Here is a 23,590-nt window from a genome sequence, read left to right as displayed (position 1 = left end):
TCCTCCTCAAGCTATCTTTTCAGATCGATTATTTCACGGCACCTGCCGTTAGTCCACTTATTATTTTCTCGCTTAGCAGCGAATAGATGACAATAGTTGGAATGACTGCTATCACCATCGCCGCAAAAGCAACCGGATAATTAGCAGAAAATGTCGATAAGAAGAAGCGAATGGCCACTTGGAGAGTACGCGTTCCCTCGCTTTGCGTAAGTAGAGATGCAAATAGCAGCTCGTTCCATGCCGTTATTATTAGAAAAATGCTTGCTGTTGTCATTCCGGGATAAGAAATCGGCAGGATGACGCTAATAAAGGAGCGATGCACGCCTGCTCCATCTATAAAGGAAGCTTCCAGCAGTTCTTTCTGAATCGAGTCCATATAGGTTTTGACTATTAATATGCATAGCGGCAGAGAAACTCCGGCATAAACAAGAGCTACACCAAACAGCGTATCGTAAAATCCCAACCAGTTCACAATAAAATAATATGGAACGATGAACGCATTGGTGGGAATGAATATTCCAAAGGTAATGATCAGCAACCAGCCTGCCTTAAATTTGAAAGAATACATAAAAGCATACGAAACTAAAGTGGCTAGCACAACACCAATTAAGGTTGAAACAATTGCAATAAAGGTGGAATTCAGAAAATAATGCGGGATCGGATGACTCGTCAGTACTTTTTCATAATTTTCAATCATCCATTTATCCGGCAGCGCAAACGGTGCCGAAAATAATTCCTGATTCGTTTTGAAGGATGACAGAATGAGCCATACAAAAGGGACTAACGTAACCATCATAAACAATAGTATACATATCCAGCGCAACACTTTCACCGTGGTCTCCTCCTCTCCGACAAGCGCAAGCTGCCAAAAACGATGCCCATCATAATCGTCCCCATCACTATCGTCATTAAGCCGGCAGCCATGGAAATGCCATAGCGATTAGCCGAGATCATCTCACGATAGATGAATAGAGACATATTAATAGAGGAATCGGCTGGACCGCCGCCCGTCATTAAGAGCGGGTACTCAAACATGCGCAAACAATATGCCGTATTGAAAATAATATTGATGCCAATTGCGCTTTTCACCAGCGGCACGGTGATATGCCAATCCATCTGCGCTCTCGTCGCACCGTCGATTTCAGCAGCCTCGTAAAACTCTTGTGAAATCGTCGACATCTGCGTTAAGAAAATAACCATAGTGAAACCTATATATAAGACAAAAGGAATCATGCTTGCGAAGACTGACATGCTGGGGTCGCTCAGCCACGGGCGTGCCCAGGATTCCAGACCGACACCCTTGAGCGAGTTGTTGACTAATCCCAGACTGACATGCAGAACAAAGTACCATAGAAAGGCAAGTGCTGTCGTGGAGATGACATTCGGCAAAAAAAACAAAGTCCGCAACCATTTCCAGCCTTTCGGTTTACTAAATAATAGGAGTGCAAGCAGCAGACCTAGCGGAGTATGCAGCAAAGTTCCCGCTAAAATCCAATACATCGTATTCACCATTGCTGTTTTGAAGGCAGCATCTTCGAAGAGGTATCGAAAATTATCAAGGCCGACAAAATTCATGCCGCTAAGTCCATCCCACTCCTGCAAGCTCACGAATAATACATACGCAAGAGGAAAGATAAAAAAAACAACCGTAAACAGCAAGGCCGGAACCAGATAGAGGTAGATTTGCCTAGATGTCATCGTTCACATGCCCCTTTCAAAAACAGAGGAGAGGTTTCCCTCCCCTCCATCATCTTATTGGTTAGCCGCTTGCAGCTGTTTAACAAATTGTTCTGGTGTATAGCGGTCAAACATCATGCCTTCAATAAGCGCTGGCAGCTTGGATGCTGCTGCTGGCTTAAGGTTGCGGACCAGATTGACAATGCTTTCTGGTGCTTCGCTGTTTGTCTTGATGTATTCACCTAAAATAGGTCCGGCTTGCGTTGTTTCTTCTTCCGTTAAAGTAAGCTTAGTGGAGAGCAGAATACTGCCTTCTAATGTAAAGATTTTGGAGCTTTCTTCCGAAGTCATGTATTTGAGAAAGTCAACCGCAGCCTCCTCTTTTTCCTTGGAGTTCGTCTTGCCCAATGACCAAGGGGTGTAAGTGTCCGTCACGGTAAAACCTGGCTGTACCTTGCCATCGCCAAACGTTGGGCTAGCTGCAACTGCAATGGAAGGAGAAAGTTCTTCACTAATGGATCCAATCAGCCATGGACCATCGATAATCATAGCCGTGCTGCCAGTAAGGAAGTTATTGCTGCTGACCGAATAGTTGCCGCCTAGCGCATCAGCTGTCGTGTATCCGAAGAGTTTCTTCATATATTCAGCTGCTTTCACTACTTCAGGCGTATCGAGAGACTTGCCTGCATCAAATACGCTTGTACCTCCCAAGCTTGCTGCTAAGTACGAAAAGGCGTTAGTCGCATGCCATGCATCATCGGCTGTCATGAGCGAGATTGGCGTAATGCCCGCATCCTTCAGCTTCTCACAAACATCAAAAAATTCATCCCATGTCGTCGGGAATGCTTCTATGCCCGCTTTGGCAAACAAATCCTTGTTGTAGTAAAACAGAATGCCCGCTTTCTCAAACGGAATCGATGTCAATTCCCCGTCCACAGTCATCGCTTGCAAATCCTGCTCCGTAAAACGCGACTTCCATGCGTCATCCATATATTCCGTCAAATTCAGCAATTTGCCTGACTTTTGGCGGGAGAGATCGTTAGGGTTAAAGTTATAGTTGAAGATGTCTGGCGTCTGGCCCGCAGCAATCATCGTTTTGACTTTCTGCTGCAGCGCAGGCCAATCCGGGTTAATATCCACATTAACTTTAATCTTGTTCTCATTTTTCTTGTTGAAATTCTCGACTACCGTTTGCAGCGCTTTACCTCGCTCTGTATCCGTGCTCCAGCTGCTGAGCAGTGTCAGATCCACTTGTTTCTCATCGGATGCCGCCTCGCCCCCTGCCGTTTCGCTATTCTTGCTTGAACAGCCTGAAATGACAAGACACAGTACAAGCAATAATGATACAGCTCCGCCTATCCATTTTTTCTTCATGCAAAAATTCCTCCCCTTCTATTCAAATCAGTTTTCGTTTCTATTGTCCAAATATTTGCCTAATCCATAGATTCCCGCAGAATAAATCCAGCCTAAAGTCCCCCAAATATCACCTTTGCCAATCATCCCCTCATCAATGCCTTGGTTGCAAATGCCAAAGCCTTCCGGCTGCATGCCTAAATCAGTAAAGCCCATTAAGTCTCCCGGGTGGGACAGCAGCTGCTGCGTACCAATCGCAATCCATTGTGCCATGGAGCGGAAAAACGGCTCTCCTGCTTCAGCGCCTAAGCCGTCCAGCTCTTCTAAGTGAAACAGCGAGTAAATATCGACAACGCCGCCCCCCCATATAGAATTGATGCCGCCCATGCCAACCGTTTGAAACTGTACTCTAGCAAGCTCTGTGCCCGAAAAATGAGGAGCATTCCAAATATAATTCCAAGAGATGAATATTTTACCTGCTCTGACCGCACCTTGCAAATATCTTTTTTCCCCCGTCAGTTTATACAAGCCGTATAAAGCCGCCATTGTATATTGTGCAGCTTCTTTATCAATCACGTTCGGATTGTCCAGTGTGCCCCCCACGTAGAAATCCTGTGGCACGTAGGTCGTTAGAACATAATCTCCTGCTCTTCTTGCGGCATCATAGTATGGCCGCCCCAGCTCACCTGAAGCATTCCCCATAGCAATTAGATATAAAATAGGAATCGAGCTCGCCGATTTCGATGAAAACTCGTTAAGGCCAAATCCTTCTGCATTTTTAAGCGGTTTGCCATTCGGCTCATACGCACGGTACCATGAGCCATCATCGTTCTGATGGTCCAGCAGGAAGCGTGCAAACCGTTCAGTTGTTTCCCACCATGAAGGTTGTTCCCAGTTTTGCGATGAGTAAAGCTGATAGTTTAACAGCAGGTCGAACGCTGGCTCTACCATCGTACGCAGATAGTTTCCCGGAATATCACCATGAGAAATATAATGAAGCTTAGGAGCGCCCGGTTCACCGAAGGAAGCAAACGGCTTGTCCTTCTCGATATCGAATAAGGAATAGAGGAAACCTGAAGAGGTAGCCAGCCGGTCAACGAAAAACTGGGTAACCTTTCTTCCATTCTCCAACCATTCGCCGCCATCGGACTTGGCAAGCAAGTATGCCGTATTAATTTGCCGCCCTGTAAAACCATATTCCAAAATGCGCGTGTAAGATTCATGCGGAATATTATTAAACGATGTACCAAAGCCTGAAGGTTCGGATAAGTAACCATGTCTAGGATCAAAGTGGAAAAAGAATCCTGCCACTCCATTCGCAAGCTCTCGGTAGCTGCTGCGCAAGGAAACATTACGGTATTCCATTGATTTTACAAGGGTGAAAGGAAGCCTTGCCGGCTTGGTCTGTTGCAGCTCGGCATACGTTTTGAAAGTGGAATACACCGCGTCTGCGAAATGTTCTGCACTGCCTATCCGCAGGTCATAAGCCAGCTCCATTTCCAGCGTGTCCCCTTCGAGCGGATAAAACGCGGATACAGGCGTTCGATTCGCATTCAGCGCAACGCTGCGGTCGCCTTCATGATAGGGCCAATAAGCTTCCAGAAACAGCTCCTTTCCTCCTTCCACCGCATAACCAAGTGATCCCACTTCCGTTTCCTGCAAATAACGATTCTCCTTTGCAGCCGTCCGTCGTGGCTTATTCGTCACCTCTGGCAGCTTAATCCGGCCAAGCGAAACGGATTCCAGTCTTTCTGGGCGGTAGCCAATCATAACCGGATACGTCAAGCGGTCATCCATATAGGATTTGGCCTCGGTGAACGAAGCCAACGTTCCGGGCTCCGAATAATGGGTTGCAGGCGCACAAAACCGCCATTCTCCTGTATCTACCAATCCTGCCCGAAGCTGAAGCTGCAATCCATTTGGCTTTGCTTCTGCCTCTGTTTCAACGGCTTTGAGACTTCGATGCAGTGTAACGCGATTAGCTACTGCTGCCCAACGGTCGCTGACGGTAAAGGCGTATCCTGCGTGAGTCCATTCAGCTTCAGCCTGCCATTCCCCTGCTGAAAGCTGACGAACATGGTGATAGTTCATCGTGACTGTCGTCTGATCTAAATAATGAGCCGTTATCGGCAGTTTAACCGTAATCTCTTGCTGTCCACCCGCAGCTTCCCAATGCAATTGTGGGAAAAGTCCTTGGTCTTCTAGAAAACAAATTGTAATCATGTACTCACCCCACTTCATAGATTAATTCAAATGTAACGAAGTGTAGCATTGGGGTCGATGCAATAAACTTCCCATTTTCATACAAAAATCTATACAATTTAATACAAAAAAAAGCACTGATCCCAGGATATAGCCTTCAGGAACAGCACTTATAGGAAAATCAAGATAATAATAACAAACATTTTCGCTATATTTTTTTCGCATCCTGCCGATAATCGTTAGGCAGCTTGCCGTATGTCTTTTTGAACATATCGCTGAAATGGCGGGCATTATTATAACCCACCTTCTCTGCAATCTCGTAGACCATTAAGTCCGTCAGACTCAGCATATCTGTGGCATGCTTCATCCGGACTTCGGTCACATATTGTTTGAAATTTTGCTTGGTATGCTTCTTGAAGAAGCTGCTGAAGTAGTATGGATTCATGAACGCCATGCTCGCCATCGACTCCAGTGTAATTTCCTCGCTGTAGTGCTCATCGATAAATTGCTTGATTTTAGCCAATACGATTTTCTCCTTATTACCGGAGTCACCGTCCATTTCCAAATACGTTTTCTCGAATACGCCTGTAATTTCCGTACCCATCGTGTCAAAGGTCTCGAAGGAATCCAACCGCTGCTGCAGCTCCCCCTTATCCAAGGCACGTTCAGATAGACGCACGCCTGATTTGGCGAGCTCTTGGATAATAAAAGATACCGATGAGAAGCAGGTGGATACTGCAAGCGGCCGATTGCCGTACGTTTCTCTCTTAATCGTAGCAAGCCAGACGCCCAGCGCAACTTCAACCTCCAGCCAAGGCTTGCCCGTCATCCTGCGGATAACGTCCCACTGCAAATCATAAAGCTCCTTGTCAAAGGAATGCGGCTGCGCTGGCGGCACGTAACGCAACACGCGGTTTAATCCTACAAAATATTTCATCTCCATCGCATGCTCCGCTTCACGGAAAGCCTCTGCAAGCTTCATCAAATCACTTACCGGCCGGCTCAGAGCAACGGAAACCTTTAACTTTAGAAAAGTTTCGATTTTGCTTTGCGTATCCTCGGCCAGCATAATCGTCTCGTCCTTCTCCTTGTGGCTGGCTATAATCACATGCTGCTTCCCCTTCATGAACGCATACCCGATGTCCGTTTCCGTTATCGTTTCCTGCAGCACGTTTCCAATGGCAAACTCGATCAGCTTGTTTTCTTTGTCCGTCCAGCGGTTTGAATTTTCCTTCTGCCGCTCAACCTCCACGATCATTGCGGTATAGAGAGGCCCCAGAAGCTGCGCTTCCGTTTCTTGAAACGATTTTGTCCCCGGAGACAAGCTCCCTTCCGTTAGCCTGATTAGCGCTTCCTGCATCTCCTCATGCCGGCTCTTTCGTTCCAGGAGCTGCAGCTTCCCTTTGCGCTTCTGCTCCTCATTATGCTCGGTAATAAGGGAAATAGCTTTGTCCAGCACACTCTCGAGCTGCTGCTTGACGACAGGCTTCACTAAATAATCGATAGCGCCAAATGCTACCGCGTCCCTAGCATATGAGAACTCCTGATAAGCGCTTATAAAAATAACGTTAACCGGCAATCCGCGCTGTTTAATTTCTTTAATAATGTCGATGCCCGTTCGGTGAGGCATGCTAATGTCACTAATGACTAAGTCGGGGCTCAGCTCCTCGATTAGCTCCATCAGCTCATTCCCGTCATACGCATGTCCAATAATTTCCATCCCGAAAGATTCCCAGTCGATTAGCTTTCGCAGTCCTTTAATAATAATCGGTTCATCATCTGCCAGTATGAGCCGTATCATGCATTATCCCCTCCTTTACCGGAAATAGCATCAGCACCGAAGTGCTTACATGCCTGCGGCTGCTTATCGAAATGCCGTAGCCTTCCCCGCAAACCGATTTGATTCGTTCATGTACGTTTTTGATACCGACATTTTTGGAAGGAGCCACCGCGTCCTCCAGCATGGCATTCAAACGATCAAGCTCTTCCGTATCCATGCCAATCCCGTCATCATAGACCGTAACGGCCAGCTTATCCTCGATACGCTCGATAGAAATTTGAACGGTGCCTTTCCCTTTTGGGCGAAGACCATGTTGAATAGCGTTCTCGACAATCGGCTGCAGGGAAAGCTTTAAGATTGACCAATCCCTGTTGATACGGTCTGAAATATCGCAGCGGAGTTCGAATCGATTCTCAAACCTAACCTGAATGATATAGAAATAATCTTTCAGATGATCTAGCTCACGCTGAATCGTAACCCAATCCTCGCCGTAATCAATGACGTACTTCAACTGATTCGATAACGAGAGTATCATATCCGCCACCTCATCCGCATCACTGTGAACGGCATTCATCCGAATAACCTCCAGCGTATTATACAAATAATGGGGCCTGATTTGACTCTTCAGCGCATTAAGCTCGGTTTGCTTTTGCTTGATCTCAGCGACGTACGCCTCATTAATAAATGCTTTCAGCCGATCTACCATCCGATTGAAGCCATGAGCGAGCCTGCCCATTTCATCATTGCTTTTCACTTCGATCTGAATTTCCAAATTGCCGGATTCTACCTTGGTCATCTGTTTAATCAGCCCTCGAATCGGCGCTGCAAGTCGTCTTGAAAACCAGGTACCCATGATGATAAGAACAAGCGAGCAAATGCCGATCGCTATATATACGGCTGTGCTGGTCGTCCCAAGCTGCTTATAAATTTCTTCGTTCTCAAATTTAACCAGCAATTGTCCTTTTAAGAAAGGAATTTCCTCGCTCAAAATAAGCTTGCCCTTATCTGCTTCGGTAGAGATCGGCGTTTGAATAGATGTTAGTTCTTTGTTGCTGAAGTAGGTTCGTTCGTTGTTGTCGAGTACGTAAAGCTCATCCTGCTCCCCTAAATTCAGTTCTCGCAGAAACTGGTCGGCAACTTTGGCATCGACATCAAAAAACAAGGTGCCTACGATTTTGGGCTCCTTTAACAAGGTGCCTGAAGTATCAATTAAGTTACGGCCAATTGTAATGACATTGTCCTGCGAATTGAATATATAAAAATCCTCATGTGTCGGATAAATCATCAAGTCCGTAGGAGCATCCTTCATCGTGCCTAGCCAATCCTCCACGGGAAGCTTCTCAGGAATGACTACTTTATTTTCCTTCGTTTGATAGAACAGTTTGTTGTCCTTCGTCCGGACAAAATAAGCGCTTGTTATATAACGGTCGCTGTACATGATCATTTTAAGAAAAGCATCGATCGGTACGGTGTTGATTTGCTCCAGTTCATTGACGTTACGGGTCTGATTGTCAGCGAAGCTGTCCTGCATGCCATCATAGCGTCCCGTGTACATCAGCATGGAGATCTCATTGTAATTATTAAAAGCTGAATTAAGATTATAGCTAATGTAGAGAACCATCTGCCGCAAATTATCATTCGTATACCTCTCAACATGCCCTGTAAACGTTTGAACGGAAAAGTAGCTGAGCGCGAATAAAGGAATGAGCCCCACTAAAATAAAGGCTACCGAAAATTTTACAAATACGCTGTTCCATCTAAGCCGCCATATCTTCATCTGCAAGCTCCCCCCTAAACAAACGCTATCCCGTACTTATCTTATCATAACTTCCGATGGCGATAACTCAAGCATGACGAATGCGCTGCAAAAGATACAGCCGGAAATTCCTCAAAAGGAGCTTCCGGCTGTTCGGTTATTACGTTTAGTATGATTCCGATCTTATCCTTTAATTGCGCCAGACGAAACGCCTTTGACGAAATACTTCTGCAGGGAAAGAAAGGCAATCAACACCGGAATCAACGACATCGTCGTACCGGCGAAGATCATATCCCAGCGTGATGAAAACTCGCCGACGTAGTAGAACAGCTCTACGATCATCGTTTTGGCTTGGCCTGCTGGCAGAACCATCATAGGCATCAGAAAGTCATTCCAAATGCCGAGTCCTTGAAGCACTACCATACTAGCGGTAACCGGTCCGAGCAGCGGAAATACGATTTTCCAGAAGATCCCGGTTCTTGAGCAGCCATCAATCTCTGCCGACTCCTCGATCTCACGGGGAATACCTTTCAGGAAGCTTGTATAGAGCAAGACTCCAAATCCAATCGATCCGGAAATATAAAGCAGAACGGGTCCCGTAAGCGTGCCGAAAAGTCCGATCATTTTGAGCTGCTTAAACAATGGAATCATGTAAACTTGAAACGGAATCATCATTCCAAAGAGAAAATAAGTAAACGCGGCGTTTGTCCATTTCGAGTTTGTTCGCTCGATGGCATAAGCGGCCATTGGAATGACGAGCACCATCACAGCGATTGAACTTACTGTAAGAATGGTGCTGTTCAGCATCGCTTCCGGATATTTTGTTTCCGTCAGCAAATATTTAAAGCTTTCTAAGTAAAGCTCCTTCGGAAAAGAGATCGCATCCTTCATGATTTCTGCATTGCTTTTGAATGCGGACATGATGTTGAAATAAATCGGGAAGGCGAACACGACCGCTATAAGCAGCGTAATAACAAATGTAATAACATCAATCGGCTTGACTTCTTTTTTCATCTTACATCTGCACCTCTCTTTTGCGGAGCACTTTAATTTGAACCAAGGAGATGACCAAAGTGAGGATGAACAGAACAAGGGCAAGCGCCGTACCAAAGCCTTGTCTCAATTCGCCAAAACCGACCTTATAGATAATATAGGTCAACGTTTCTGTAGCAAAGCCCGGACCGCCATCTGTCATAACCGCGATTTGGTCGAATACTTTGAGTGACCCGATCATTGATAACATAACGCAAACGGTCGTAGCACCAGCGAGTAAAGGAAACGTAATATGGCGGAACTGCTGCAGGCGATTGGCACCGTCAATGCTGGCCGCTTCATTTAATTCCTGCGGAATGCCTTGAAGTCCTGCCAGGTAAATCACCATATAGTAACCAGCTGCCTTCCAGACGGTGGATAGAATAATCGAGATTAATGCAAAATCCGGATTGCCTAACCAATCTGTCTTCAGGAAACCGAGACCTGTCATTTCCAACAATTGATTCAAAACGCCAAAGTTATAATTCAGAATAATCATCCATATAAAACCCATAATAATACCCGACATTAATACCGGAAAATAGAAGATACTGCGGAACAAATTACGGAACCAGCGAACCTGATCTACCAATATAGCTAGCCCCAAAGCGACAATATTTTCTAAGAGAACTAATGAAACCGCTAGAATCAACGTATTTTTTAAAGCATTGTGGACCCGTGGACTTTTAAAAATTTCAACAAAGTTATCGAGCCCGATATATGGAATCTTTTCGCTTACTCCGTTCCAAGCCGTAAAGCTCAGATACACGCTGCTGAGAGTAGGTACGATGACAAAAGCCGTATATACGATAAACGCTGGCAATATAAACCAAATTGCATAATTCGTCCATTTCTTTTTCTTTGACTTGGCAATCATGGCTCTCTCCTACTTCCTGCTAAGGTTTGATAAAAAGAGAACCTCCGCGTTGGCAGAGGTCGCTCTTTGATTGTCATCCGGTCTAAAGCCGCTTATTGCTGCAAATTGGCTTTGACATTACTGTCATACTCGGTGTCAGCCTGCTTCATATAATCCGTTACATCGCCGTTTTTCAGCACCAGCTCTTGAAGAAGCTTATAGAACCAGTTACGGAATTGCGGTGGAATGGCATTTTCGCCGTACCAGTTATTAATCGCGAGCGACTTGATGACCGTCTCGTCATTAATCAATCGGAGCACTTCTTTCATTTGCTCGCCTGTTTCATAGGATACTTCTATCGCTGTGGATGGAAGTCCATTAACAGTCGCTAGGTATGGAGCGTATTGCTCTGGATCAAAGAAGAATTTAATGAACGCTTTCATCGCTTCTACTTTATCTGCGTCTTTTGCCGCTTCTGCTGACAATGACCAACCTGCCAATCCTGGAAGGCCTAGAACAACCGTTTTTCCTTCTCGGTTCGGTATTGCATAGAAACCAAATTCAAAGTTCGGGTCCGCTTCCGCAATTTGACCAAACATCCATGGACCGGAGAACAGCTGCGCTGCTTTGCCCGATACTAGAATGGAAGCCGTTTGATTGTCTGCCGTAGAGAGCCAGCCTTTATCTACATATTTGCTAAATAAATCTTTGTAATCGGTCATCGCTTGTACCATGCCTGCATCCGTGAAGCTTGCTGTTTTCGCTGTACGCTTCGAGTTCCAATCCGGATCTTTTGAGTACACTTCGTTCATGATAAAGAAATTAGTCCAGAAGCCCATATGGAAAATATCTTTTCCTCCGACTACAATCGGTGAAATGCCGGTAGCTGCCAATTTTTCCTGGATAGCAAGGAACTCGTCATAGGTTTTTGGCAACTCGGTAATTCCAGCGTCAGCATACGCTTTCTTGCTGTAGATGATCCCTTGAGGAGTGCCGCCGGATATTGGAGCGTTATATATTTTTCCGTTATATTCCGGCAACGTTTTGAACAAGCTGCGAAGATCCTCAGGCAGCTCCACGATTTTGCCGGCATCTGCGAACACTTTCGTGTCGCGCATTTCGACCAGATCAGGGAATTGGCCGACAGCATCTTTTGTTTTCAGCCAATCTAAGTATGCAGCGGATGTTGTTTCACTATAATTCGTAATTTTGATATTCGGATTTTTTGCAGTGAAAGCATCGATGGTAGCTTCAATTGCTTTTTTCGTTGACGGATCTCCTGTTGCATAAGCAATTGTAAAGTTGACTTCCTTCGGAGCATCTGTAGCCGTACCCGTGTTGTCCGGGCTGTTGCCTGCTCCCGCATTGCCGTTGTTAGAGTTGTTTCCACCACATGCCGTAAGAACTAGGGATAAAGCCATAATAATTGAAGCGAATTTCAGTAATGGTTGATTAGCCATTTACTTGGACCTCCCTTTAGTATCTGCGTTTTTTAGAGGAACTACCTGCAAGATGTGCGCACCACCCTTGTTCAACCCCGTTCCATGTTCTAAGATTATCATCAAAAGTCGACACGTGAAATGAAGTTTTTTAAGGCGGATATGCGGCTTATTTAAGAAGTTAACGATGAACCGTCTACTTGATCTCGGTTTGGCTGATGGTATCTTTTCCCCTTAAAATAGGATGCCCCAGCCGCTTTTACCTATAACTGTTTAAGCTTGTTATGACCGTTATTACAGCTATATTTCTTACTCTAATTCAAAAAAAACAGAGGCAGCCTGGAACATACAACACATGTTCCGGGCTGCCTCTGTTTTCATCACCTACCAAAGGTATAAATCATTGCCTTTAAGCTTAAAAATAGCTTCTATGAAATAATAATCGCCATAAATTATCGCGGTATGATGATCCTTATTATGGTACGCTGACGAACCGTTAATTAAAATACAGTCGGAATCTTTGGTCCAGTCGCTGCGGGATTCATCCAATGTTTTCAACAGCTTCAGCGCCGCTTGAACATAAACGTCTTTCTCATGCGGGCCTACCACCTTGGCGATTTCAATCAATCCACATGCCGCAATAGCCGCGGCCGTCGAATCTTCGTAGGCGGGCTCCTTCGGTTGTCTGAAATCAATCGGAATAATGCCGCTTTCAGGGATATTAGCTATAAAATAATGTGCAATCCGTTTCGCCGTATTCAAGTATTCTTCTTTTCCCGTATGAATATAGCTCATCATAAAGCCATACAATGCCCAAGTTTGTCCTCTTGTCCACGAAGAGCCTTCTTCATAGCCTTGACCGCCATACGTTTTGACCACGCCGCCATTAAAAGGATCGAATTCAACGATATGATTAACGGAACCATCCGGCCTTACAAAAGCAGACATAGCGGTATCCGCATGCTTCATCGCAATTTGCATAAACCGGGGATCCCCTGACTCCTCCGTTGCCCAATAAAGAAGTGGAATATTAAACATACAATCGATGATCGCCCATCCCCGAGTATCCTGCTCCCCAAGATCATTCCATGCGCGGATAAAACCGCCCGCCAGATTAAAGCGGCCTGCCAGCAGGTTGGCAGCGTGCATCGCTCTTTTTTTGGATTCCGCTTTGCCTGTTACTTTATAATTGGCTACGCTCGTCGGGAGCCACATAAATCCCACATCGTGGTGCAGTCCGTCATATTGCTGAAAACATTCATCCAGCATATCTTCTGAAATATTGGCAATAGCTTTATACTTTTCATTGCCGGTTTCATGGTGCATCAGCCACATCATGCCGCCCCAGAACCCATTCGTCCACCAATTGATGCCATCCGTAATATTGTCTGAAGGATTATCAACATTACGATCATCGTGCACTCCGTTAACCGTTGTGTACGGTATTTTATTTCTGGACTTCTCGCTTACCCAGTCCATCTTCGTTGTTATTTTATCAATAACATTGCTTAACCATAGTTGATCGTTAGCCTGCAGCATGGTTTGATCCCACTTTCTTTTTCATTTATTTTGCTTTGCGTATCCTTGTTGTCTATCCATAGCAAACAACGTAAATAAGCTGGTATGACTAACCAATCTGATATAAAAAATAATCAAAATCCGCATGTTTTTTTGAACCGTTGATATCCTGTGCACATAAACCAATCATGGCCCCCGTGAAGCCTAGCTTGCCGCCGTATTCGTCGGAAAGCACGCCCATGTCTCGTTCGCCGCCAACTTTCTGCCACCCCATGCCGTCAGGCGAAGCAAAAAACTGTAGTCCCCGTCCATTAACCTCCGCCCGTAAATAATAAGTGTCCCAGTCATCGACGCTAAGCTCGCTCGTTCTGTCTTCGCAGTATTTGCCGCTGTTCGAGGACACAACGCCGAGCTTGCGCCCGTTGTCTCCGTCACGCGTAACTCGCAAATAAAAATAATCCTGCTCATCATAATAAAAGACGAGTCCCGCCATTTGCATAAAATGCTCCGGTTCATATTCCATATGTGTCTCAACTGTACAGTTGAAATGCTGAAGCCGGCGCGCTACCATGCTTTGATGATGCCAGGAATGAAGCGATTCCCGTCCGCGAAGACGCAAATAACCGGGACGTTCGCTTAAGCTGAGCCATATATCTTCCGCAGGGACGCGAAGCGTCTGGTATTGTAGACCAAGCACTGACGCTTCAAAATCATCCTTGGCTGGCAGTTCCGGATATGGATGCGGCGCAAGATCCGGAGCTGGAGCGGCCAAAGCTGGCAGTCTTCCTTCATGGTCGAGGCGCAGCCAGCCATCCTCTGTCCAGCGGAGTCGCTGAAGCGAAGTTTCGCGGCCGAGCGGATTCAGCTTCGTGCCAGAAAACGGGCGGCTGCAGATATGGGACATGTACCACTCGCCTCTTTGTGTTTCAACGATCATCCCGTGCCCTGCATTTTGCAGGGGGTACTCAGGAGCCCCGCGCGTCGTCATGATCGGATAAGAAGGATCCGTTTCGTATGGACCGTCAATATGCTTGGAGCGTGCTAACGTAGCCGCATGATTAATGCCCGTACCACCTTCGGCAACAAGCAAATAATAGTAGCCGCCTCGCTTGAACAGCTGAGGCCCTTCCGTGACGCCGATGTCCGTGCCTTCGTAAATCTTTTTGGCCGGACCGATTAGCCGCTGCTCAGTGGGATCATATTGTTGAAGCACGATCCCCCCAAACCTGCTGTGGCTATCTCTAAAATCCCATTGCATGTTGAGAAGCCATTTGGTGCCGTCCTCGTCGTGGAACAAATAAGGGTCGAAGCCGCTGCCGTTCATATAGAGGGGCTCGGACCAAGGGCCGTTCATACTCTCCGATGTAACAAGATAATTATGCAAATCTTTGAAAACGCCTTTGCGCGCCTTAACATCGGTATAGAGCAAATAGTAAATGCCGTTATCGTAAGAAAGCGCTGGCGCCCAAATGCCGCCTGAGCTCGGATTTCCTCTAAGATCTAGCTGAGAGGTACGCTGAAGCGCATGAGGAATCAACTCCCAATTCGCCAGATCCATGGAATGATAAAGTTGAACGCCCGGAAACCATTCAAAGGTGGAGGTCGCCATATAATATTCCTCGCCTACCCTCAGAAATGATGCATCCGGATTAAAGCCGGTTAATATCGGATTGTTTATCATACGCTTAGATCAGCCTCTCTCTGTCTTGGTGGATACCTGATTTCTCCTATTTGAAAATTAGCGATGTCTTCAAATATGAATTATCGTAGCATACGAAAAAAAATAGCGTATGTAGGTTTTTTTAGAATGAAGTGCATTTATTTTGTGATTTTTGTCAAAATGGGAAGCAATGAGCTGCTATTTCAAGCTCATTTTTGTTGACAGCGCTTTCTTGCGGTGACATACTACAGACATTCCTTGCCAGAAAGGAGAATACAGCTTATGCAGGCATGGTTTAATGCTTATAAGCATATGAAGATCAAAACCAAGCTAACCTTCCTCATTACCTTCATTATCGCACTGACCTTTGCGTTTACGACGATCGTGCAGCAATACGCATTCTACCTCTATGAAGAGCAGCTTTACGAGAAATCCTCGCAAGTGCTCAATCTCTCCTCCTCTGCGATCGAAACTGAGCTCAATCGGCTTGAGCAAATTTCCTACAACATGATTACCGACATTCAATTTCAAAATTTGTTGTTGTCTATCAAAAATAGCGAAACCGACTATGACCGCCTTATTCTCAGGCAGCTTGTGCTTGATCGGCTCTTTTATTTCGCAGGTCCTGAATCCTCCATCATTTCGATGCAGCTGTTCGACTCGCGCGGCACCGAGCATGACGCCGGTAATCTCATAACGTTCAGCCCAATCAAGAAGGCACGTATGATGCAGCTAGCTCGTGAGAGAGAAGGCGATACATCATGGATTTTTCCGGACGAGGAGGACAACGCTTTAATTTTGACACGGGAAATCCGCTCTTTTCGCAATACCAACTTTGACCTGCAATATTTAGGAACCATCGTAGCACGTATCAATATGAATGAGGTTGTGCGGAAAATGGCTTTAGACAGCGCCGAGGGTAATCTTATGATCGTAGCAGGCTCCGAGCTCGTATTCCCAAGCAATGCCATGTTCGACCCTACTGAAATTATTCATTCCACAAGTCAATCAACCGGCTATTTCACAAAAACGCTAGATGACAAATCACAGTTTGTATCGTATAACCAGTCCTCCAAGACCGGTTGGACGTACATCAACATTACGGAGTACAACAAAATCTTCAAGCATATCTTGTTCATTCGTGAGCTTGTGATTGCGGTGTTTGCTTTCATCTTTGTGCTCGTTGTGTTTCTCGGCATTCGATTCTCGCGCAGCTTGACGAAGCCGATCGAGGATTTAATGGCGCGCATGAAGATGGCTGAGAAAGGGAATTTCGCAGAAGCGAATCTGCATCTTCCGGAGCAGCAATCGATGGCAATGAACGAAATTGGCCTCCTTCATCGCACATTTCGGATCATGGTTGAACGAATCAATTCGCTTATCACCGAAAGCTATGCCAACCGTTTGCTGCTCAAAGAGACCGAATTCAAAGCGCTGCAAGCACAAATCAATCCACATTTTCTCTACAATACGCTGGAATCGATCAACTGGCTGGCCAGGGTGAATAAACAAACGCAAATTTCGCATATGGTGGAATCACTTGGCTTTCTGTTAAGCCATTCCATTGAATTAAAGGAACCGATCCTGCCTTTGTCCGAGGAGCTTGAAATTATTAAAAGCTATGTCACCATCCAAAAATATCGGTTCGAGGAGCGGTTAATCTTTCAGCTTGACGTTCCTGATCGATATTTAAATCGGCGAGTGCCGAAGCTGTCCCTTCAGCCACTGCTCGAAAATGCCATTCAATACGCGTTGGAGCCAGGCATCGGCGCGTGTACGATATCGATTCGTGCGCGAGAAACCAACGAAGGCTTCTTCCTGACTGTGGAAGATAACGGTCCGGGCATGGCAGCGAATACGCTGGAGCAGCTCCGCAAGGGCGGACTGAAAACGAACGGCAAAGGCATAGGTCTCTTGAACATTGACGAACGGATAAAAATCGCGTTCGGCGAGTCCTGCGGCCTTCGCATTGACAGCAAGATTGGCCATGGTACAAAAATCACATTGATGCTGCCAGGAGAAACGGAGGAATTAAACCATGTACAAAGTGCTGCTAGTGGATGATGAACGAATTATTTTGGACGGAATTTCGCAAATGGTGGATTGGAGCTATTATAGGACTTCGCTCACCGCGACGGCCAGAAACGGCTTGGAAGCCTATGAAAGCATCATGGCTGAAGAACCAGATATCGTCATCACCGACATTCGGATGCCGGGTATGGATGGGCTAGAGCTAGTTGCCAAAACACATCAGACTCATCCTCATGTCAGGTTTATCGTATTATCAGGTTTTCGGGAATTCGAATATGCCAGCAAAGCGATGCAGTATGGCGTCAAGCATTACTTGCTCAAGCCTACGAATGAGATCAAGATCGGCGGTCCGCTTGCCGAGATTGTAGATGAGCTTGAAGCGGATGCGAAACGCGAGGCTTTTGTCAGTGGCGTGAAGGAACGCCTTGAGAAGGTTATGCCCCATGTCAAGGAGCAGGTGCTGAAGGAATTTGTGACAAACAAAATGTATGGCCGACGCGACTGGGATTACTACCGCAGCCTCTTCCAATATTCGGCAGATAAGCCTGTCCGCCTGCTCCTCTTCCAGCTTGAAGGAGACGCACAATTTGAGCAGCTGTTCGCAATCAAAAATATTGCTCAGGAAATAATCGGCACGACCTTGCTTGCCACAACCCTAGGTGATCATGTACTGGTTCTCGTGGAAGATCCGACTGACATCATTGAGCTGAACCGGAAAATTAACGACATCAGACAAACCTTCCGCAGCTACTACAAGATGGACGCATCTATCGCGTTAAGCGAGCCCGCACCGATCTTCGAGGCGAGAAGCCTCTACCAGGAGACGCTGCAATGTTTAAACTATCGCTTTTACTTGGATGAAGGAGGGCTTATTACACGTCAGGACACGGCGATTATGGCCGATGGACGACTTGACCAGTTCCACTTTGACGAGGACCGCCTTCTTATGCCTGTCCGCTCTGGCCATTTGAAGGATGCCGAGAATGCGCTTTCCGAATTTTTCAACAGGCTGAAGGAGGCCCAGCTTGACATCGTCAAAACTAAATCTTATGTGATCGGGCAATATGTCTCTTTAATTCGCCTTGCCGATTCCCGCGCAGTCGAGGACTATTACCGCAATATCCCTTCGATTATCGAGATGAATGCTCTTCATGCTATTCAAGCCGTGCTTGAAAATGCTGTTCGTGCCATAACGAATGCCCGCTACGAGCAGAATAAGGTCAAATATATTGCGTTCGTGCGCCAAACCATTGATATTATCGAACAGTATCTAGGCAATGCGGATCTATCCTTAACCTTTGTCGCTAGCAAACTGCTATTCATTAATCCCGAATATCTTGGCAAGCTGTTCAAGAAAGAAACGGGCGAAAAATTCACGACCTATGTTCTTAAGCTGCGTATCAAGCAAGCAACCGAATGGATCGCCACTGATCCCGACATTAAAATATTCGAGCTGGCCGAACGGCTCGGATATGGTGATAATCCGCAATATTTTAGTCAGGTATTCAAAAAATATATGGGCTGCACGCCTTCTGAGTATATGAAGTACTAACCTAAACTTTTCTATTTTTTGAACATTCCTTCCTGTTTTTTGTCTTAACCTTTCTCCTTGGCAGACGCATACTGAGAGAGCAGCCATAACATTCAACGTACTAAGGGGAGGAATAAAAACGATGAAAAGAGTTTTAACGATTCTGCTCACGCTTGCTTTATCCGTTAGTCTCGCAGCATGTGCCGGGGGTAATGGGAATAAAGGAGCAGGCAATGCTACAAATGCTCCGAGCGAGCCTGTCAAAACAGAGACGCCAACCACAGATGACAAAAAAGAGCCGGTTACCCTGAAGATTGCCTGGTGGGGCGGTCAATCGCGGCATGACTACACGCTAAAGGTCATCGAGCTTTATGAATCACTTAATCCACATGTAACCATCGAGCCGGAGTATGCATCCTTTGACGATCATTGGAAGAAGCTTGCTCCAAAGGTTGCGGCAAACAATCTTCCTGACATTATTCAAATGGATATTTCCTACCTCTCGCAGTACGGCTCGCTTGGGCAGCTGGAGGATCTGACTCCATACACACAAAACGGTGCAATCGACATCTCCAACATCAGTGAAGCTGCAATTTCCGGCGGTAAAATCGGCAACGAACTATTTGCCTTCAACCTCGGCTCCAACGCCCTGCTCTCCGTTATCGACAAGGATATGCTGGAAAAAGCAGGCGGCACCATGCCGACACAGGACTGGACATGGGATGACTTTACCGCCCTTGGCCCTGTTCTGAAAGCGCAGGGAAAAATTTTGACGCAGGATTTGCGCCATGACGTATTCTTTCCCTTCTATCTGCGTGGCAAGAACCAGCTAATGTATGCAGCCGATGGCACAAGCCTAGGTTATGACGATGACAAATATTTTATCGATTTCTACAATATGTACAAAGGCTGGTACGATAATGGCAATCTATTGTCGCTCGATAAACTGGCCCAGAAGAAAGGCACACCGGAAGATGGCGAGCTTGAACTTGGGAACGCTGTCAGCACATGGGGCTGGTCGAACCAATATATTCTCTCCAGCACGGTTGCGAAGCGTCCGTTCGAAATTTTGCCGGTACCGGGCTGGAACGAGAACAAAGCCTTGTTCCTTAAACCAAGCATGTACTTCTCCATCTCCAAAAACTCGAAAGTAAAAGATGAAGCAGCAAAATTTATTAGCTTCTGGGTAAACGATGTGGAAGCCAACAAAATTATTATGGGTGAGCGCGGCGTACCGGTATCGTCAGCTGTTAAAGAAGCACTCAAACCGCTATTAACACCTGAGCAAACCAAAGTATTTGACTACGTGGCATGGGCTGAGCAAAACAGCAGTCAAATGAATCCACCGAACCCGATTGGCGCAGTTGAGGTTGATAAATTGCTGAAGGATACCGCTGAGCAAATTTTGTACAACAAGCTCTCCGTTGCGGATGGCGCTGCCAAGTTCCGCCTCGATGCGAATAAAATTTTAGCAGCAAACAAGAAATAGCAGCCCCATGAATAACGGGTCCGCGCGAGTGGGCCCGTTTCCTGTTTAACTGCAGCCGCCGAGAGGCCGGCTTGCAAACCATTTGGAGTGGAAGGTGGAAGCCATGCTATCGAAATTAAAGGATAACAACCACGTGGTCGGTTATGTGTTCTCCGCCCCGTTCATTATAGGATTTCTAGTCTTCATCCTGTATCCGATTCTCTCATCGCTTTATTACTCATTTACCGATTATAATCTGTTCCAGTCTCCAAGCTGGGTCGGTATGGCCAACTATGAAAAAATGTTTACGGACGATGAAAAGTACTGGAAATCGGTCTTTGTTACGTTAAACTACGTCATCGCCAGCGTGCCTCTGCGACTTGCTTTCGCATTAATGGTCGCTCTCCTGCTGAACAAAACCATCGGCGGCATCGGCCTGTACCGCTCCGCCTATTACCTACCGTCCCTCATTGGCGGCAGCGTTGCTGTATCTATTTTATGGACGCAGGTGTTTGGCGATCAAGGGCTTGTGAACTCCGCTCTGGGAGTGTTCGGCATTGATACCGATACATCTTGGATCGGAAATCCGGATACCGCACTATGGACGCTGATCACCTTGTCAGTTTGGCAGTTCGGCTCTTCGATGCTTATCTTTTTGGCAGGCCTCAAAAACATTCCGAAGGATTATTACGAAGCGGCCAGCGTAGATGGTGCCAATGCTGTTCGTCGCTTTTTCAAAATAACGCTCCCGCTGCTCAGCCCGATCATTTTATTTAATTTGATCCTACAGACGATTTCCGCGTTTCTAACCTTTACGCCAGCTTACATCGTATCTCGCGGTGAGGGCGGACCGCTTGATTCTACCCTGCTCTATTCGCTTTACCTTTACAAACGGGCTTTCCAGTTTTACGAAATGGGCTATGCCGCAGCTATGGCCTGGGTCATGCTCATTGTTGTCGGCATCATCACGCTCGTGATCTTCCAAACCTCCAAGCTATGGGTGCATTACGAATCGAAAGGAGAACGCTGATATGGCATTATCACCTAAATGGTGGAGCAGATATGGCTACCACATCTTTATCGGCGGCCTCGCTCTCCTTATGATTTATCCGATCTTATGGCTGATCGTCAGCTCACTTAAGCCAAATGATGAAATTTTCTCGACGGCGTACAGCCTTATTCCAAGCACGCTCGAGTGGAACAACTACGTGACGGGCTGGAAGGGCTTCGCCGGCAACACCTTTGGTACCTTTTTTAAAAACTCATTCATCATCGTTATTCTCTCGACCATTGGCGCAGTCTGCAGCTCGGCGCTTGTTGCTTATGGCTTTGCCCGTATTCCTTATTTGGGACGAGGCTTCTGGTTCGGCTGCATGATGATGACGCTCATGCTGCCGCGCGACGTAACGATCATTCCGCAGTACATTATGTTCTCGGAATTCAACTGGCTCCAAACGTTCAAGCCGCTCGTGGTACCGCAATTTTTCGGCATTCCCTTCTTCATCTTCCTGATCATGCAGTTTATTCGGACCATCCCTGCTGATCTCGATGAAGCCGCCAAAATCGATGGCTGCAGTAAATATGGCATCTTCTTCCGTATCATGGTGCCGCTCATCGTCCCGGCCCTCATGACCGCCGCTATTTTTTCCTTTTATTGGACTTGGGAGGATTTCATTCATCCGCTGCTCTATTTGAATGAGCCTGATCTTTACCCCGTGTCCCTTGCGCTCAAGCTGTTTCTTGATGGAGAATCGTTGAACAACTGGGGCGGCATGTTCGCCATGTCAACCTTATCACTCGTGCCTGTTTTTATTGTCTTTTTTGTTTTCCAGCGCTATATTGTTGAAGGCATCAGCACGAGCGGCTTGAAAGGGTAACTTAGAATAGCGTTGCTAGCAACAAAAGGATAGGCATTATTTTTTTGATCAATAGACATTCCCCACATCATTAGATTAATTATCGCTAAATCCTACCAAAGGATAATTACTGCACATTCCTTTTTTACCATTAATTATGAAAGTGATTATAGATGTATATACATGTAAACAGAAAAACAGCCGAGCGGGATATTGACCCTGTTCGGCTGTTTTGTCATCCTTGCAGAAGCCTATTGCTGGCTGCTGTTCGGAGCTTGATTCTCGGAAGAATTTCCGCCTTTGCTTTGATTGCCAGACGGTCCACCGTTTGGAGCCTGATTGCCGGATTGTCCGCCGCCAATGTTACCATTGCCGCCATTTCCTCCGCCTTTGCTTTGGTTCCCGCCTTGGCCACCACCGATTCCTCCGCCTTTGCTTTGGTTCCCGCCTTGGCCTCCGCCGATTCCTCCGCCTTTGCTTTGGTTCCCGCCTTGGCCTCCGCCAAATCCTCCGCCTTTGCCTTGGTTCTCGCCTGCGCCGCCACCAGCTCCGCCGCCTGCGCCACCACCAGCTCCGCCGCCTGCACCGCCACCAGCTCCGCCGCCTGCACCGCCGCCTGCACCGCCACCTGCGCCACCACCAGCTCCGCCGCCTGCACCGCCACCTGCTCCGCCGCCTGCACCGCCACCAGCTCCGCCGCCTGCACCGCCACCTGCACCGCCACCAGCTCCGCCGCCTGCACCGCCACCTGCTCCGCCACCAGCTCCGCCGCCTGCGCCACCACCAGCTCCGCCGCCTGCGCCGCCTCCAGCTCCGCCGCCTGCACCGCCGCCTGCGCCGCCGCCTGCGCCATTACCAGCGCCTTTGCCCAAGCTCTTCGCATTGCCCTTCGCTTTGGCTTGACTGCGTGACTTCGCAGATGCCTTCAGATCAGAATACGAGTATGAAATGGATTGTAGCGTTTTAGCATCCACGGCACCCGTTGCTTTTAGACCATGTTTTTTCTGATAATATTTCACTCCACGAACGGTTGAAGCACCGTAATAACCGTCAATTGGGCCAGAATAGCTGCCTAACGATTTAAGCATTCCTTGAATAACATAAACATCGGGCCCCTTAGCATTTTTTCCAATCGCATGCCCTGTGTTAGGCAAGCTGAACATGAGCGCAATAGCAAGTAACGCTACGCCTATGTACCTTGCAGCAAATTTTCCTATCTTATTGCTTTTTCCATTTGATGCTAAAACTTCTTTGTCCTGTTGCATGCAAAATACACCATCCTTTTGGTTTAAGTTTTAAGCTCCCCCTTTACTATCCCCAACTTTCAAAATTCATTCCAAAAAAACAACAAAAAACGGACAGCCTATTTCCTATGAGCCATGCAAGTCCCTGCTGAATGTTTGCTGAATTGTAATGTAACAAGGTGCATCT

General features: G+C 46.7%; 17 protein-coding genes. 5 read left to right on the top strand and 12 right to left on the bottom strand.

Annotation, left to right across the window (positions count from 1 at the left end; translation table 11 throughout):
• Positions 1-28: 28 nt before the first annotated feature.
• The 11 genes from E0496_RS23895 to E0496_RS23845 form a co-directional block, all read right to left on the bottom strand.
• Positions 29-832 (bottom strand): carbohydrate ABC transporter permease, encoded by an 804-nt coding sequence (locus E0496_RS23895; protein ID WP_141504265.1) that lies wholly within the window; start codon positions 830-832, stop codon positions 29-31.
• Positions 829-1,698, bottom strand: coding sequence for a carbohydrate ABC transporter permease (locus tag E0496_RS23890; protein ID WP_141504264.1), 870 nt, complete (start codon positions 1,696-1,698; stop codon positions 829-831). The genes E0496_RS23895 and E0496_RS23890 overlap by 4 nt, the downstream gene beginning before the upstream one ends.
• A 54-nt stretch (positions 1,699-1,752) precedes the next feature.
• Positions 1,753-3,051, bottom strand: coding sequence for an ABC transporter substrate-binding protein (locus E0496_RS23885; RefSeq protein ID WP_141504263.1), 1,299 nt, complete (start codon positions 3,049-3,051; stop codon positions 1,753-1,755).
• A 27-nt stretch (positions 3,052-3,078) separates the two neighbouring features.
• Positions 3,079-5,253: a hypothetical protein gene (locus tag E0496_RS23880; RefSeq protein WP_141504262.1), complete on the bottom strand. Its 2,175-nt coding sequence runs from the start codon at positions 5,251-5,253 to the stop codon at positions 3,079-3,081.
• Positions 5,254-5,440: 187 nt separating this feature from the next.
• A complete protein-coding gene (locus E0496_RS23875) occupies positions 5,441-7,033 on the bottom strand; it encodes a response regulator (RefSeq protein WP_141504261.1) in 1,593 nt (530 codons plus the stop codon).
• Positions 7,008-8,789 carry a cache domain-containing sensor histidine kinase gene (locus E0496_RS23870; RefSeq protein WP_141504260.1) on the bottom strand — a complete coding sequence of 594 codons (1,782 nt, stop codon included), beginning with the start codon at positions 8,787-8,789 and terminating at the stop codon, positions 7,008-7,010. The genes E0496_RS23875 and E0496_RS23870 overlap by 26 nt, the downstream gene beginning before the upstream one ends.
• A gap of 162 nt (positions 8,790-8,951) precedes the next feature.
• On the bottom strand, positions 8,952-9,782 hold the full coding sequence (locus E0496_RS23865) for a carbohydrate ABC transporter permease (RefSeq protein ID WP_141504259.1): 831 nt from the start codon (positions 9,780-9,782) through the stop codon (positions 8,952-8,954).
• 1 nt (position 9,783) lies between these two features.
• Positions 9,784-10,677 (bottom strand): carbohydrate ABC transporter permease, encoded by an 894-nt coding sequence (locus tag E0496_RS23860; protein ID WP_141504258.1) that lies wholly within the window; start codon positions 10,675-10,677, stop codon positions 9,784-9,786.
• A gap of 92 nt (positions 10,678-10,769) precedes the next feature.
• Positions 10,770-12,116 (bottom strand): ABC transporter substrate-binding protein, encoded by a 1,347-nt coding sequence (locus tag E0496_RS23855; RefSeq protein WP_141504257.1) that lies wholly within the window; start codon positions 12,114-12,116, stop codon positions 10,770-10,772.
• A gap of 363 nt (positions 12,117-12,479) precedes the next feature.
• Positions 12,480-13,634, bottom strand: a complete 1,155-nt coding sequence (locus E0496_RS23850; protein WP_141504256.1) for a glycoside hydrolase family 88 protein — start codon at positions 13,632-13,634, stop codon at positions 12,480-12,482.
• Positions 13,635-13,722: 88 nt separating this feature from the next.
• Positions 13,723-15,294 carry a glycoside hydrolase family 43 protein gene (locus tag E0496_RS23845; protein ID WP_141504255.1) on the bottom strand — a complete coding sequence of 524 codons (1,572 nt, stop codon included), beginning with the start codon at positions 15,292-15,294 and terminating at the stop codon, positions 13,723-13,725.
• A 261-nt stretch (positions 15,295-15,555) separates the two neighbouring features.
• Here E0496_RS23845 and E0496_RS23840 point away from each other — a divergent pair, with 261 nt between their 5' ends.
• The 5 genes from E0496_RS23840 (at position 15,556) to E0496_RS23820 (ending at position 22,180) form a co-directional block, all read left to right on the top strand.
• A complete protein-coding gene (locus E0496_RS23840) occupies positions 15,556-17,337 on the top strand; it encodes a cache domain-containing sensor histidine kinase (protein WP_141504254.1) in 1,782 nt (593 codons plus the stop codon).
• The gene (locus E0496_RS23835; protein ID WP_141504253.1) at positions 17,312-18,856 is read left to right on the top strand and encodes a response regulator; all 1,545 of its coding nucleotides are present in this window, start codon (positions 17,312-17,314) and stop codon (positions 18,854-18,856) included. Before E0496_RS23840 ends, E0496_RS23835 begins: the two co-directional genes overlap by 26 nt.
• Before the next feature lie 121 nt (positions 18,857-18,977).
• Positions 18,978-20,324: an ABC transporter substrate-binding protein gene (locus E0496_RS23830; protein WP_141504252.1), complete on the top strand. Its 1,347-nt coding sequence runs from the start codon at positions 18,978-18,980 to the stop codon at positions 20,322-20,324.
• A gap of 103 nt (positions 20,325-20,427) precedes the next feature.
• The gene (locus E0496_RS23825; RefSeq protein WP_141504251.1) at positions 20,428-21,333 is read left to right on the top strand and encodes a carbohydrate ABC transporter permease; all 906 of its coding nucleotides are present in this window, start codon (positions 20,428-20,430) and stop codon (positions 21,331-21,333) included.
• Between the two features lies 1 nt (position 21,334).
• Positions 21,335-22,180: a carbohydrate ABC transporter permease gene (locus tag E0496_RS23820; protein WP_141504250.1), complete on the top strand. Its 846-nt coding sequence runs from the start codon at positions 21,335-21,337 to the stop codon at positions 22,178-22,180.
• A 230-nt stretch (positions 22,181-22,410) separates the two neighbouring features.
• Here the strand turns inward: E0496_RS23820 and E0496_RS23815 are convergent, their stop codons facing one another.
• Positions 22,411-23,424, bottom strand: a complete 1,014-nt coding sequence (locus tag E0496_RS23815; RefSeq protein WP_141504249.1) for a peptidoglycan-binding domain-containing protein — start codon at positions 23,422-23,424, stop codon at positions 22,411-22,413.
• Between the last annotated feature and the right edge of the window lie 166 nt (positions 23,425-23,590).

The organism is Paenibacillus luteus (assembly GCF_006542765.1).
Taxonomy (GTDB): domain Bacteria; phylum Bacillota; class Bacilli; order Paenibacillales; family Paenibacillaceae; genus Pristimantibacillus; species Pristimantibacillus luteus.
Note: the sequence above shows the minus strand (reverse complement) of the source record. Positions and strands in the feature narration are given on the sequence as shown.